Raw genomic sequence first — 13,404 nt, 5'->3', positions numbered from 1 at the left:
CGTGGCGCGGCCTTCACCCCTGCGGTGCCGGTCAGGCGCCGGGCGCCGCGACGACGACGTCACCCCCGGCCCCGTCGCCGAGGAAGCTCGCGAGCCGGTACCCCTCGGTCGCCACCTCGGACGTCTCCGGGGCGCTGAGCCGGCGCAGCGGCGAGACGTGGACACGGACCCCGCCGTCGGTGGCCGGCCCGGTCGACCAGGTCCCGGCGACGCGGCCGTCGACGAGCACGAACCGGGCGCCTCCGACGCTGAGGTGCCGGAACCCGGCGTCCACGACCCGCTCGCGATGCTGGAACCCCAGCACGAGGTTGTCGAACGCCGGGAGGAACCGGACCGGTGCCGGGGTGTCGGGGTCGGGCCGCGGCAGACCGGGCACGTCGAGCAGGCGGCGGCCGTGCTCGTCGCGGAGCACCTCGAGCTGCGGGGCCAGCCGGGCGAGGACGGCGGGCGGCCCGGTGAGGCCGGACCACGCCCGCACGTCGGCGCTCGTCGCCGGTCCGTACGCCGCGAGGTAGCGGAGCACGAGAGCGCCCGCGTCCGCCGGCTCCGGGTCGACCGGCCGGCCGAGCCACGCCTCGACGGTGGTGTTCAGCGCCGGCGCGGACCGGTGGCCCCACATCCCCCGGGGCGGGGTCTGGACCAGCGGCAGGAGGACGCCGAGGGCGTCGGCGAGATCCCGGACCGCCGCCTGCGGCCAGCGCCCGCCGACGGCCCGGGCGACGTCCGGCAGCCGCTGCGGCTCGCGGTGGAGCAGCGGCCACGCCGCGGCCGCGAGCGCCAGGAGGTCGACCCCTTCGAGACGGCGGCGGAGCACCGCCTGCATCCGGCCGTCGAGCATCGGCTGGTGCAGGGAGCGCAGGGCGAGGCAGTCGGCCGCGCTCACGAGGTGGACGGTCCGGCGCATGAGCAGGGTCCGGACGACGTGCCGCTGCTCGAGCGCAGCCGCGAGCTGCCCGGGGCGGAACCGGGCGAGCCGGGACCACAGACCGACGTAGGGCTCCAGCGGCTCCTGCGCCTGCAGGCCGACGAGGTGCTCGACGGTGCCGACGACGTCGCCGTCGACCCGCTCGAGCAGCAGCTGGCGGGCCAGCAGGGCACGGTTGAGCGCGGCGTCGCCCAGGGTCGCCGGCGGGGCCAGGACGACGCCCCTACAGCCCCGGCCGCCGCTGGATCGTCATGGCCGTCGGCTTCGTGACGTCGGCGAAGAAGTCGTTGCCCTTGTCGTCGACGACGACGAACGCGGGGAAGTCCTCGACGTCGATCTTCCAGACCGCCTCCATGCCGAGCTCGGCGTACTCGAGCACCTCGACGTGCTTGATGCAGTCCTGCGCGAGGCGGGCGGCGGGGCCGCCGATCGAACCCAGGTAGAAGCCGCCGTGGCTCGCGCACGCGTCGGTGACGGCCTTGCTCCGGTTGCCCTTGGCGAGCATGACGTAGGAGCCGCCCGCGGCCTGGAACTGCTCGACGTAGGAGTCCATCCGGCCGGCGGTCGTCGGGCCGAACGAGCCGGACGCGTAGCCCTCGGGGGTCTTCGCCGGGCCCGCGTAGTAGACGGCGTGGTCGCGCAGGTACTGCGGCATCGGCTCGCCCGCGTCGAGGCGCTCCTTGATCTTCGCGTGCGCGATGTCGCGGGCGACGACGAGCGGGCCGGTCAGCGACAGCCGCGTCTTCACCGGGTACTTCGTCAGCTCGGCGCGGATCTCGCTCATCGGCCGGTTGAGGTCGATCCGGACCACGTCGTCGTCGAGGTGCTCGTCCGTCGTCTCGGGCAGGAACTGCGCCGGGTCGGTCTCGAGCTGCTCGAGGAAGACGCCCTCGGCCGTGATCTTCCCGAGGGCCTGCCGGTCGGCCGAGCAGGAGACGGCGATCGCGACCGGCAGCGAGGCCCCGTGCCGGGGGAGCCGGACGACGCGTACGTCGTGGCAGAAGTACTTGCCGCCGAACTGGGCACCGATCCCGAACCGGCGGGTGAGGTCGAGCACCTGGAGCTCGAGGTCGAGGTCGCGGAACGCGTGCCCGGACGGCGAGCCGGACGTCGGCAGCCCGTCGAGGTACTTGGCGCTGGCGTACTTCGCGGTCTTCAGGGCGAGCTCGGCGCTCGTGCCGCCGACGACGATCGCCAGGTGGTACGGCGGGCAGGCGGCGGTGCCGAGCGAGCGCAGCTTCTCGTCGAGGAAGCGCATCATCGACTCGGGGTTCAGGACGGCCTTGGTCTCCTGGTAGAGGTACGACTTGTTCGCCGAACCGCCGCCCTTGGCCATGAACAGGAGCTTGTACGTCGTCTCGTGCCCGGGGGCGGTGTCGGCGTAGAGCTCGACCTGCGCGGGCAGGTTCGAGCCGGTGTTGCGCTCCTCCCACATGGTGATCGGCGCCATCTGCGAGTACCGCAGGTTGAGCCGGGTGTAGGCGTCGTAGACGCCGCGGCTCACCGCCTCCTCGTCGGTGACCGCGCCCGGGGTCGGCAGCACCTGGGTGCCGCGCTTGCCCATGACGATCGCGGTGCCGGTGTCCTGGCACATCGGCAGCACGCCGCCCGCGGCGACGTTCGCGTTCTTCAGCAGGTCCAGGGCGACGAACCGGTCGTTCGGCGACGCCTCCGGGTCGTCGAGGATCCGCCGCAGCTGGGCCAGGTGCGCGGGCCGCAGGTAGTGCGCGATGTCGTGCATGGCGGTGTCGGTGAGCAGCCGCAGCGCCTCGGGGTCGACCTCGAGGAACGTGCGGCCCGCCGCCTCGACGGTGCGGACGCCGTCCGTCGTGAGGAGCCGGTACGGCGTCTCGTCCGGACCGGTCGGCAGCATCTCGCTGTAGTCGAACTCCGCCATGGCAGTCGGGCTCCTCGGGGCGCGTCGTCGGGCGGCATCGAGCCTAACCGTGCCCGTTCGCCGCGGGGCGCCGCCCCGCTGTGAGGTCCGCCGCTCAGCCGGGGGAGCGGGTGAGCCACCAGGCCGCGTACGGCGGCAGCGCGAGCTCGCCGTCCTCCAGGCGCGGTGCGAACGACGACAGGTTCTCCCACGGCCGCGGGACGCCGAGCCGGGCCACGTCCACGCCCGAGACCCGCTGCCAGGCGGGCGAGACGTTGTAGAGGCCGAGGAAGGCGCCCGCCGGGTGCCGGCGGCGCAGCGCGAGGACGGCACCGTTGCCGAGGTCGACCGGCTCGCTCTCGACGGCGGCGTGCAGCGCCGGCAGCCCGGCCCGGACCCGCGCGAGGTGCCGCAGCCCCGCGAACACCCGGCCCTCGACGGTGGCCGGGTCGTGCCGCCGCTCGGCGGCCGTCCAGTCCATCCACGGCCGGTGCAGCCAGCGGTTGTCGGCGGCCAGCCGCGGGTCGTCGAGGTAGGACCGGTCGTTGCGCAGGCCCAGCTCGTCACCCATGTAGAGCAGCGGGATCCCGCCGTAGCCGTAGGCGACCGCGTGCAGCAGGAAGATCCGCCCGAGCGCGAGGTCGACGTCGTCGGTGCGCCCGGTGGCCGCCGCCGTCTCGAGCGCGGCCTCGAGGCCGGCCAGGCTCGCGAGGGTGCCGCTGATCCGGGCGTCACCCGTCGCCGGGTTCGCCTGGAACTGCTCGCCGCGGGCGAACGAGCCGGGGAAGGCGCCGGTGAAGAACTCCGCGAGGAAGCGCCGGTGCGCGTACCCGGACAGCCCCAGGGCGCCGGCGTCGGTGTCGCTGATCGCCCAGCCGATGTCGTCGTGGCAGCGCACGTACGTGCCCCAGGACGTCGTCACGGGCTTGGGCGGCGGGACGGCGAGCGCGCGCCGGGCGAGGTCGGCCCGGCCGGTCGCGACCGCCGACCAGAGCTGGACCATGAGGCTGTTGTGGTACGCGAGGTCGCAGACCTTGCCGGCGTGCCGGCCGGTGCCGAGGTAGGCGGGCAGGTCCTCCGGGGCGACGATCGCCTCCGCCTTGAAGATCACCGCCGGGGCCGCGACCCGGGTCGCCGCCCGCAGCGCCTGGACGACCTGGTGCACCTCCGGCTCGCCCTGGCACGTCGTGCCGAGCCGCTTCCACAGGAAGGCGATCGCGTCGAGGCGGAAGACGTCGACCCCGACGTTCGCGAGGTCGAGGATCACCGAGAGCAGCTCGCAGAAGACCGCAGGGTTCGACCAGTCGAGGTCCCACTGGAAGTCGTTGAACGTCGTCCACACCCAGGCGCCGCGACCGGCGTCGCCGGTGCTGCCGGCGTCCGGGCCGGGTCCCCAGGCCGCCGGCCGGACCGCCTCCGGCACCCACGTGAAGCTGCCGGGCGCGAAGTCCGGGAAGACCTCCGGCAGCGTCCGCTCGTAGGCGTCGGGCGCCGTCCGGTCGGGGTACATGAGGAAGTACGAGCGGTACGGCTCCTCGCCCCGCAGCGCCGCCTGCGCCCAGTCGTGCTCGCGCGCGACGTGGTTGAGCACGAGGTCGAGCGTGAGCGTCATGCCGTGCGCGTGGAGGGAGTCGGCGAGGCGCCCGAGGTCGGCCAGGGTGCCGAGGTCCGGTCGTACCGTGCGGTAGTCGCGGACGGCGTAGCCGCCGTCGTCGGGGCCCTCGCGGGGCTCCAGGAGGGGCATGAGGTGCAGGTAGGTGACCCCGAGCTCGCGCAGGTAGCCGAGCTTCTCGCCGACCCCGCGCAGGGTGCCGGCGAACCGGTCGGCGTAGCAGACGTAGCCGACCTGGTCGGGGGCGCCGAACCAGTCCGGGCGCAGCAGCCGCCGCTTGTCGAGCGCGGCGAGGGCCGGACGGCGGGTGCGGGCGGCCGCGGTGACGAGCCGGACGACCTCGGCGAGGGGGGCGTCGTCGCCGTAGACGGCGAGCCCCTGGAGCAGGTCCGGGCCCCAGCGCTCGAGCCGCAGCGCCACGTCGTCCGCCCGCTCGGCCGGCAGGTCGGCGAGGGCCTCCCGGGCCTGGCGGAGGACCTCCTCGAGCGTGCTGGCCACCGCGCCCTCCTTCGGATCCGGGTCGGCGGCCATCGTAGGGGTGGAACCGCTTGCCGCCGAAGGACCACGCGCGTGACGTGCACGGATGCTGGGAGCGCTTCCGCCGGAGGGGCCCGTCCCGGTCGGCGGGTGCAAGCGCTTGTCACGTACCACCCGGGCATGGCACGGTGAACGCCGCCGCGGGGTCCCTCCGCGGCGGCGAGCTTGCGGAGGCGATGGTGACCGAGGCCCCGACCGGCGCTGCTGCCTCCCGGGCCAGCATCGTCGACGTCGCGCAGCGTGCCGGTGTCTCCGTCGCGACCGTCTCGCGGGCCCTGCGGGACATGCCGAACGTCTCCAAGGCGACCCGGGACCGGGTGCTCCGCGCCGCCCAGGAGCTCCAGTACGCGGCGTCGCCGCTCGCCTCCGGTCTCGTCACGGGCCGGGTCCGCTCGGTCGGGGTCGTCCTGCCCTACGCCGGGCGCTGGTTCTTCGCCGAGGTGATCCGCGGCATCGAGGAGGCGCTGCGCGACCACGGCTACGACCTGGTCCTGCACGTCGTCTCCGACGCCCAGCGCCGTGCGGACTTCTTCGAGTCGCTGCCGGTACGCCGCCGGGTCGACGCGATCCTCGTCGTCGCGCTGCCGCTGGAGGACCACGAGCGGGACATCCTGCGCGGCCTCGGGCTGCCGCTGGCGGCCGTCGCGGAGCCGATCAAGGGCCTGCACGGCGAGTTCGTCGACAACGACGCGACCGCCCGGCTCGCCGTCCAGCACCTCGTCAACCTCGGGCACACGAGGATCGCCTCGATCGGTGGCGACCTGCACGGACCGGAGCGGTTCAGCGTCCCGGGCCTGCGGACCGGCGGTTTCCGGGCGGCCATGGCCGAGGCCGGGCTCACCGTCCGCCCCGAGTGGGAGGTCGACGGCCGGTTCACGGCGGCCGGCGGCGAGCTCGCGATGACGGCGCTGCTCTCGCAGAAGGGCGGTCGCCCGACCGGGGTGTTCTGCCAGTCCGACGAGATGGCCTTCGGGGCGCTGAAGGCGTTGCGGCGCAGCGGGTTGCGGGTGCCCGAGGACGTCTCCCTGGTCGGGGTCGACGACCACGAGCTGTCGGACGTCTTCGACGTCACGACCATCGCGCAGCCGGTCGTCGCGCAGGGTGCCGCAGCGGCGCGCTGGGTGGTCTCCCGGCTCGAGCGGACGGCCGACCCGGACGCGCCCGACGACGAGGTGTGCCTGCACCCGGTCCGCCTCGTGCTGCGCGGCTCGACGGGCCCCGCCCCGACCGAGCACTGACACTCGACCCCAGGACGACCCTCCCGCCCCTGGGCGGACGCCTCGGCGTGCGCGTCGGCCGGATGCCGCCAATCATCACCTTCACGGCGTAAGCGGCGAACCGGACCATGGTCTCGCGCGCGCCCGTGGAAGGACCCGACACCGCCGTCGGGCCTCGGGAGGAGGCGGGATGTCCACGACCCGACCACGCCGGCGCGTCCTGCGCGCCGTGCTCGGCGCCGCGCTCGCTGCCGGGGCGCTCACCGCGTGCAGCAGCGGCTCGGGAGGGCCGCCGTCGCTGACCTGGTACATCAACCCCGACTCGGGCGGCCAGGCGGAGATCGCGAAGCGATGCACCGACGCCGCGCAGGGCAGGTACACGATCCGGACGGCGCTGCTGCCGCGCGAGTCGTCCGAGCAGCGCCAGCAGCTGATCCGCAGGCTCGCGGCCAACGACTCCTCGATCGACATCATGAGCCTCGACCCGCCGTACATCCCCGAGTTCGCCGAGGCCGGCTTCCTCGCGCCGATCCCTCAGGACGTGGCCGGGCGGGTCTCCGAGGGCGTCGTCGACAGCGCCCTCAAGGGCGCGACGTGGCGCGACGAGCTCGTCACGGTCCCGTTCTGGGCCAACACCCAGCTGCTCTGGTACCGCAAGTCCGTCGCCGAGGCGGCCGGGCTCGACATGACCAAGCCGGTGACCTGGGACCAGCTCGTCCGTGCGGCCGAGAGCCAGGGCAAGCAGCTCGGCGTGCAGGGCATCCGGGCCGAGGCGCTCACCGTGTGGGTCAACGCGCTCGTCGCCTCCGCCGGCGGTTCGATCATCGAGAACAGCGACGCGAGGAAGCCGGAGGACATCGAGCTGGGCCTCGTGAGCCAGGCGGGCGTCGCGGCCGCCCAGGTCATGAAGGAGGTGGCGGACTCCGGGGTCGGCGGCCCGGCCCTGTCCACCGCGGGTGAGGACGCGAACGTCAACGCGTTCGAGGGGCCGGACGCCGGGTTCATGGTCAACTGGCCGTTCGTCTGGCCGCGCGCGCAGTCCGGCGTCGAGGGCGGCACCCTGGACGCCGCCGTCCCGCAGGACTACGGCTGGGCGCTCTACCCGCGGGTCACGGCCGACCAGGAGAGCCACCCGCCGTACGGCGGCATCAACCTGGGCGTCGGCGCCTTCAGCGCGCACACGGACCTCGCGCTCGCGGCGACCGAGTGCATCGTCAGCCCGGAGAACCAGGCGTACTACTTCGTGTCGAACGGCAACCCTGCCGCCAAGGAGTCGGTCTACACCGACCCCGAGGTGGTGAAGGAGTTTCCGATGGCGCCGGTGATCCTCGAGTCCCTGCGGCTGGCCGTCCCGCGCCCGCAGACGCCGTACTACAGCGAGGTCTCCGAGGGCCTGCAGCGCGAGTACCACCCGCCGTCGTCCGTCGACCCGCAGCGCACCGGGCGTGAGGCCACCGACCTCATCACCGCCGTCCTGCAGAAGAAGGAGCTGCTGTGAGCACGACGACGCTCCCGCCGGGGGAGAAGACCCGGCCGGCACCGGCGCGGGGCCGTCGGGCCGGGATCAGCGACCGGTCGCGGGCCGAGCGCAAGCTCGGCTGGATGCTCGCGGGGCCGGCGTTCGCGGTCATGCTCCTCGTGACCGCGTACCCGATCCTGCAGGCGGTCTACGACTCGCTCTTCGACTTCCGCCTCACCGACCCGGAGAACAAGTCGTTCACCGGGCTGTCGAACTACTCCGTCATCCTCACCGACCGGATCTGGTGGACCTCGCTCGCGGTGACGCTGCTCATCACCGTGGTCACGGTCGCGGTCGAGCTCGTCCTCGGGTTCGCGCTCGCGCTCGTCATGATGAAGGCGCTCTCGGCGATCCGGCCGGTGATCCGGGCCGCGATCCTCATCCCGTACGCCGTCATCACCGTCGTGTCGGCGTTCGCCTGGCAGTACGCGTTCTCGCTCGACTCCGGCTTCGTCAACTCCTGGCTCGGCTGGCTGCCCGGGATCAGCGCCGACACCGACTGGTTCGGCGGCACGTGGAAGTCGCTCTTCGTCGTCTGCATCGCCGAGATCTGGAAGACGACGCCGTTCATCTCGCTCCTGCTGCTCGCGGGCCTCGCGCAGGTCCCGGAGGTGCTCCAGGAGGCGGCGAAGGTGGACGGCGCGACGTGGTGGCAGCGGATGCGCCGGGTGACGATCCCGAACATGAAGGCGGCCATCATGGTCGCCCTCCTGTTCCGCAGCCTCGACGCGTTCCGGGTCTTCGACTCGATCTTCATCATGACCGGCGGGGCGAACAACACCGAGACGGTGTCGTTCCTCGCCTACCGGCAGACGATCGCGCGGCTCGAGATCGGCCTCGGGTCGGCCGTCTCCGTGCTGCTGTTCGTCTGCGTCGTGCTCATCTGCGCCTTGTTCATCAAGGGCTTCAAGGTCGACCTCGCGTCGGCCCGGGGGGAGGGGTGATGTCCCGCAAGGAGAGGAACCTCTGGATCCTCGGCGGCATCGGGATCGTCGTCTACGCGCTGTTCCCGGTCGCGTGGATCGTCTCGCTGTCGCTCAAGGCCCCGGCGGACATCGCGAACCAGCAGTTCCTCCCGACGAAGCTCTCGTGGACGAACTACGAGCTGATCCTCACCGGCAGCGCGAGCGACCTGTTCCTCCCGGCGCTGCGCAACTCGTTCGGGATCTGCCTCATCGCCACCGCGATCTCGTGCGTCCTGGCGATGTTCGCGGCGTACGCGATCGCCCGGCTCGACTTCCCGGGCAAGAAGGTCATCCTGTCGACGGCGCTCGGGGTGGCGATCTTCCCGGTCATCTCGATCGTCACGCCGCTGTTCAACCTGTGGCGCCAGATCGGGCTCTACGACACGTGGCCGGGCCTCATCATCCCGTACCTGTCGCTCACCCTGCCGATCTCGATCTGGACCCTCTCGGCGTTCTTCCGGGAGATCCCGTGGGAGATGGAGCAGGCGGCCCAGGTCGACGGCGCGACGAGCTGGCAGGCCTTCCGCAAGGTCATCGTGCCGCTCGCCGCCCCCGGGGTCTTCACGACGGCGATCATCGCGTTCTTCATCGCCTGGAACGACTTCGTCTACGGGATCTCGCTCACCTCGACCGAGGCGTCCAGGCCGGTGCCCGCCGCGCTCGGCCTGTTCTCCGGGGCCTCGCAGTTCGAGGCGCCGAACGGGCCGATCGCGGCCGCCGCGGTCATCGTGACGATCCCCGTCGTCGTCCTCGTCCTGCTCTTCCAGCGGCGCATCGTCGCCGGCCTGACGAACGGGGCCGTCAAGGGCTGACGCCCGGCACGCCCCTCCGCCCGCCGACCCTTGGAGTCCAGCACATGTCCGAGATCAAGCTCCAGAACATCGTCAAGAAGTACGGCGACGGCTTCCCGGCCGTCAACGACGTGAGCATCGACATCCGCGACGGGGAGTTCATCATCCTCGTCGGCCCGTCCGGCTGCGGGAAGTCGACCCTGCTGCGGATGGTCGTCGGCCTCGAGGACATCACGTCCGGCGAGCTGCTCATCAACGGCCAGCGGGTCAACGACAAGGCGCCCCGCGACCGCAACCTCGCGATGGTCTTCCAGAACTACGCGCTCTACCCGCACCTGTCGGTGTTCGAGAACATCGCGTTCCCGCTGCGGCTCACCAAGGGGAAGTTCTCGGACGCCGAGATCGACGAGCGGGTCAACCGCGCCGCCGACCTCCTCGAGCTGCGCGAGCACCTGCAGCGCAAGCCGGCGAACCTCTCCGGCGGGCAGCGGCAGCGCGTCGCGATGGGCCGGGCCCTGGTCCGGGACGCCGACGCCTTCCTCTTCGACGAGCCGCTGAGCAACCTCGACGCCAAGCTCCGCGGCCAGATGCGCACCGAGATCGCCCGGATCCAGCGGCGACTGGGCACGACGACGATCTACGTGACCCACGACCAGACCGAGGCGATGACGCTCGGCGACCGGGTCGCCGTCCTCAAGAAGGGCGTGCTGCAGCAGTGCGCGAGCCCGCGCGAGCTGTACGAGCAGCCGGTGAACCTCTTCGTCGCCGGCTTCATCGGCTCGCCGCCGATGAACTTCCTCCCGGCCCGCGTCGACGGCGACCGGCTGTCGCTGCCCTTCGGCAGCATCCCCATGACGCCGGACCTCGCCAGGCTCGTCGAGGGCAAGGAGCTCGTCATCGCGGGCTTCCGGCCCGAGCACTTCGAGGACGCCTCCGTGCTCGAGCCGCACCGGCGGGACGCCGGCGTCGTCATCGAGGTCGACGTCGACGTCACCGAGTGGCTCGGCAACGAGCTGTACGCCTACGTGCCGTACGAGCCGGACGCCGCCGTCGCCAAGCAGCTCGAGGAGCTCGACCGGGACCTCGACGGCGAGGGCATGCGCACCCAGATCGTCGTCGCGCTCGACGCGAAGAGCCGGATCCGGGACGGCGACCGCGCGCAGCTGTGGTTCGACCCGGCCCGGCTGCACCTGTTCGACCCCGAGACGGGTACGACGATCACCCGGGACGAGGACGAGGCGCGGCGGATCGACACCGAGAACGAGGAGGAGCGCAAGCAGGCTCTCGAGCGGGCCCGGCTGTCCGACGAGCGGGCGAAGGAGAAGGCCGCCGCGGTGTGAGGGGCGTGACCCGCGCCGTCAGGCGTCGAGCTCGGCGCGGGTCGGCGGGTTGGCGCCCGCGCGGCTGCACGTGACGGCGGCGACCCGGACGGCGTGGCGGAGCATCGCCTCGACCTGCTCCGTCGGCATCGCCGCGATCGCCGCGCGGGTGCCGGTGCCGAGCAGGCCGGCGCCGTCGAGGTGGTCGACGAGCGCCGACATGAAGGAGTCGCCGGCACCGACGGTGTCGACGACGTCGATCCTCGGCGCGAGCACCTCGACCCGGCCGGTGGCCTGCACGGCGACCGCGCCCTCGCCGCCGCGGGTGACGACGACGATGCCGGGGCCGGTCGCCTGCCAGGCGGCGGCGACGTCCACCGGGTCCTCGCCCGGCGCGAGCCAGGCGAGGTCCTCGTCGCTGACCTTGACGACGTCGGCGAGGGCGACGATCCGCTCCATCCGCTCGCGGGTCGCGACCGGGTCGCCCATGAGGGTCGGCCGCGCGTTCGGGTCGTACGTGACGACGACCCGCCCCGAGGCCTGCTCGACGAGGCGCAGGACGGCGTCCCCGCCGGGCTGGAGGATGGCGGCGATCGAGCCGGTGTGGAGCGCGTCGTAGCGGGTGACGTCCGGGACGGTGTCGAGCCGCCAGTCGATGTCGAAGTGGTAGGTCGCGACGCCCTGGGCGTCGACGAGGGCGGTGGCCGTCGAGGTGGGGGCGTCGACGACGGTGCCGTCGACGAGGTGGACCCCGGACGCCTCGAGGTGCTCGCGGATCGCGCGGCCGTGGGCGTCGGTCCCGATCCGGGTCAGCAGCGAGGCGTCCCGGCCGAGCCGGGCCAGCCCCAGCGCGACGTTCGCCGGGCTGCCGCCCGGGTGGTCCGCACCGCTGCCGTCCGCCCGCTGCACGATGTCGACGAGCGCCTCGCCCACGACCAGCACCTTCGCCACGCCCGGTTCCTCCAGCTCGTCCTCGCCACCGCCGAGCCGAGCCTAGGGGCTGGGCCGGTCCGGGGACATCCGTGGCGGGGCGGCCGTGCCCGGTTGGCGGCGGCCCGGCCCGACGCGCGACGATGGGTCCGTGACCTCCACCGAGCCCGAGCAGAGCGCCGCGCCGTCCGCCGGTGTCCGGCGGCCGCCCCGGCGGCAGTCGGTCAGCGGCATCGTCCTGACGATGCTCGTCGTCGGCGGCTTCGCACTGGGGCTGTGGGCGCTCGTGCCCCGGCAGTCCGGCATCCCGCAGCCCGCGGTCGACGTCGCCCAGGCGGCGAGCGGTCTGCAGGAGCAGCTCGGGTTCGCCCCGGCCGTCCCGACCCCGGGGCCTGGCTGGACGGCGACGAGCACCTCCGCGGAGGCCGGTGTGGACGGCGTCCAGACCTGGCGGGTCAACTACTCCACGCCGAAGGGCTCGTGGGTCAGCCTCGTCCAGGGTCGCGAGGCGACGAAGAAGTGGGAGGGCGTGCAGGTCATCGACGGCGGTGAGCAGGGCACGGCGACCGTCGACGGGCGCACGTTCGTCGTCCGGGCCCGGCCGGACCGTCAGCTCACCGGGTACGTCCTGCGCGACGGCGAGGTGACGACGATGTTCGTCGGCAAGGCGAGCCGTGCCGAGATCGACGCGCTCGTCCGGGCGACCCCGCTCGGGTGACCGCGGGGCCCTCGGCTACCGCAGCGTCGAGCCGCTGACCTGCGGCGAGCCCCTGCCGAGGAAGAAGATCCCCGGGTAGCCGGCGGTCGCGAAGCCGCGGCTCGGGTTGGACCGCAGCGTGGACCGGGTGATCCGCAGCGTGCCGGTGCGGTCGTTGCTCACGAAGAAGACCGCCCCGCCGCCCTCGCGCGCCGAGTTGTGCTCGACGACGGTGCCCTCCAGGCGGAGCGTCATCGCGTTGCCGTCGTTGTAGATCGCGCCGCCGCTGCCGCCGCCGACCGTGCCGGAGCGGGCCGGGTTCGCGCCCCGGCCGACGGCCGAGTTGTACGAGAGCACGCTGTTGAGCACGGTCCACGACACCCCGATGCTGCTCAGGGCGCCGCCGTTGGAGCAGCTGCCGCCCTGGCCGGCCCGGCCGCCGAAGGTGCTGCTCACGACGTAGACCGGCTCGTCGCGGTACTGGTCGAGCACCCGCAGCGCGGCGCCGCCGAGGTCCTGGCCGCCGCTGTCGCACCGGTTGCGGACGAACCGCGAGGAGACGACCCGGAACCGGCCGCCGCGGACGAGGACCGCGCCGCCCCCGCCGCCCTCCTCGTGCTGCCCCGTCGCGTTGCCGTCCGCGAACGTGAGGTTCTGGACGACGAGCTGCGGGGTGGCCTGGTCCTGGCAGTGCGAGGTCGTCCAGACCTGCTTCTCGTCGCACGTGTTCATGTAGAGGATCCGGCGCTTGCCGCCGCCGGAGAGGGTCACGAGGCCGCCGCCGTCGAGGACGACGAGCGGGCTCGTGTTGCGGACCTTCGCCGTCGCGGTGAGCACGATCGTCACCGGGTCGGGGCCGCAGCGGAAGCCGATGACGCCGCCCGCGGCGACGGCCCGGACGACGGCCGCCGAGGTGCAGCTCGCCTTCGTCCCGGTGCCGACCCACCGGGTCTTCGGCTTCGTCACGGCCCGGGCGGCGGCGGGGACGGCGGCCCGGCCGCCGCCCGGGCCGTGAC

The 13,404-nt window shown here is 73.3% G+C and carries 12 protein-coding genes; 7 read left to right on the top strand and 5 right to left on the bottom strand.

From position 1 onward, the window contains the following. Positions 1 to 31: 31 nt before the first annotated feature. Complete coding sequence (locus tag ECOMGDLI_RS08360) at positions 32 to 985, bottom strand: winged helix DNA-binding domain-containing protein (protein WP_233153368.1); 954 nt, start codon at positions 983 to 985, stop codon at positions 32 to 34. On the opposite strand from ECOMGDLI_RS08360, the gene ECOMGDLI_RS35845 reads away from it, so the two are divergent. After that, a complete protein-coding gene (locus ECOMGDLI_RS35845; RefSeq protein ID WP_233153365.1) occupies positions 923 to 1,195 on the top strand; it encodes a hypothetical protein in 273 nt (90 codons plus the stop codon). The two genes, ECOMGDLI_RS08360 and ECOMGDLI_RS35845, sit on opposite strands and share 63 nt — an antisense overlap. On the opposite strand, the gene ECOMGDLI_RS08355 is transcribed toward ECOMGDLI_RS35845, so the two are convergent. Then, positions 1,149 to 2,822, bottom strand: coding sequence for a fumarate hydratase (locus tag ECOMGDLI_RS08355; RefSeq protein ID WP_088315988.1), 1,674 nt, complete (start codon positions 2,820 to 2,822; stop codon positions 1,149 to 1,151). The two genes, ECOMGDLI_RS35845 and ECOMGDLI_RS08355, sit on opposite strands and share 47 nt — an antisense overlap. A 94-nt stretch (positions 2,823 to 2,916) precedes the next feature. Beyond that, positions 2,917 to 4,944 carry an alpha-amylase family protein gene (locus tag ECOMGDLI_RS08350; RefSeq protein ID WP_088315985.1) on the bottom strand — a complete coding sequence of 676 codons (2,028 nt, stop codon included), beginning with the start codon at positions 4,942 to 4,944 and terminating at the stop codon, positions 2,917 to 2,919. 134 nt (positions 4,945 to 5,078) lie between these two features. Here ECOMGDLI_RS08350 and ECOMGDLI_RS08345 point away from each other — a divergent pair, with 134 nt between their 5' ends. The 5 genes from ECOMGDLI_RS08345 (at position 5,079) to ECOMGDLI_RS08325 (ending at position 10,782) form a co-directional block, all read left to right on the top strand. Beyond that, positions 5,079 to 6,188, top strand: coding sequence for a LacI family DNA-binding transcriptional regulator (locus ECOMGDLI_RS08345; RefSeq protein WP_198954676.1), 1,110 nt, complete (start codon positions 5,079 to 5,081; stop codon positions 6,186 to 6,188). Positions 6,189 to 6,357: 169 nt separating this feature from the next. Beyond that, positions 6,358 to 7,665 (top strand): extracellular solute-binding protein, encoded by a 1,308-nt coding sequence (locus ECOMGDLI_RS08340; protein WP_088315983.1) that lies wholly within the window; start codon positions 6,358 to 6,360, stop codon positions 7,663 to 7,665. Beyond that, positions 7,662 to 8,630: a carbohydrate ABC transporter permease gene (locus ECOMGDLI_RS08335; protein WP_088315981.1), complete on the top strand. Its 969-nt coding sequence runs from the start codon at positions 7,662 to 7,664 to the stop codon at positions 8,628 to 8,630. Before ECOMGDLI_RS08340 ends, ECOMGDLI_RS08335 begins: the two co-directional genes overlap by 4 nt. Beyond that, complete coding sequence (locus ECOMGDLI_RS08330) at positions 8,630 to 9,463, top strand: carbohydrate ABC transporter permease (RefSeq protein WP_088315979.1); 834 nt, start codon at positions 8,630 to 8,632, stop codon at positions 9,461 to 9,463. Before ECOMGDLI_RS08335 ends, ECOMGDLI_RS08330 begins: the two co-directional genes overlap by 1 nt. A 44-nt stretch (positions 9,464 to 9,507) precedes the next feature. Beyond that, positions 9,508 to 10,782: an ABC transporter ATP-binding protein gene (locus tag ECOMGDLI_RS08325; RefSeq protein WP_088315978.1), complete on the top strand. Its 1,275-nt coding sequence runs from the start codon at positions 9,508 to 9,510 to the stop codon at positions 10,780 to 10,782. Positions 10,783 to 10,800: 18 nt separating this feature from the next. Here the strand turns inward: ECOMGDLI_RS08325 and ECOMGDLI_RS08320 are convergent, their stop codons facing one another. After that, positions 10,801 to 11,712 (bottom strand): carbohydrate kinase, encoded by a 912-nt coding sequence (locus ECOMGDLI_RS08320; protein ID WP_198954675.1) that lies wholly within the window; start codon positions 11,710 to 11,712, stop codon positions 10,801 to 10,803. Positions 11,713 to 11,842: 130 nt separating this feature from the next. Between ECOMGDLI_RS08320 and ECOMGDLI_RS08315 the strand changes: the two genes are divergently transcribed. Then, a complete protein-coding gene (locus ECOMGDLI_RS08315) occupies positions 11,843 to 12,409 on the top strand; it encodes a DUF4245 domain-containing protein (RefSeq protein ID WP_088315973.1) in 567 nt (188 codons plus the stop codon). A gap of 15 nt (positions 12,410 to 12,424) precedes the next feature. On the opposite strand, the gene ECOMGDLI_RS08310 is transcribed toward ECOMGDLI_RS08315, so the two are convergent. Then, a partial coding sequence (locus tag ECOMGDLI_RS08310) for a hypothetical protein (protein WP_143447580.1) occupies positions 12,425 to 13,404 on the bottom strand: 980 nt, incomplete at its 5' end.

This window comes from Kineosporia sp. R_H_3 (assembly GCF_002198675.1).
Classification (GTDB): domain Bacteria; phylum Actinomycetota; class Actinomycetes; order Actinomycetales; family Kineosporiaceae; genus R-H-3.
The sequence above is the reverse complement of the archived record's forward strand: the minus strand, read 5'-3'. Positions and strand labels throughout refer to the sequence as shown.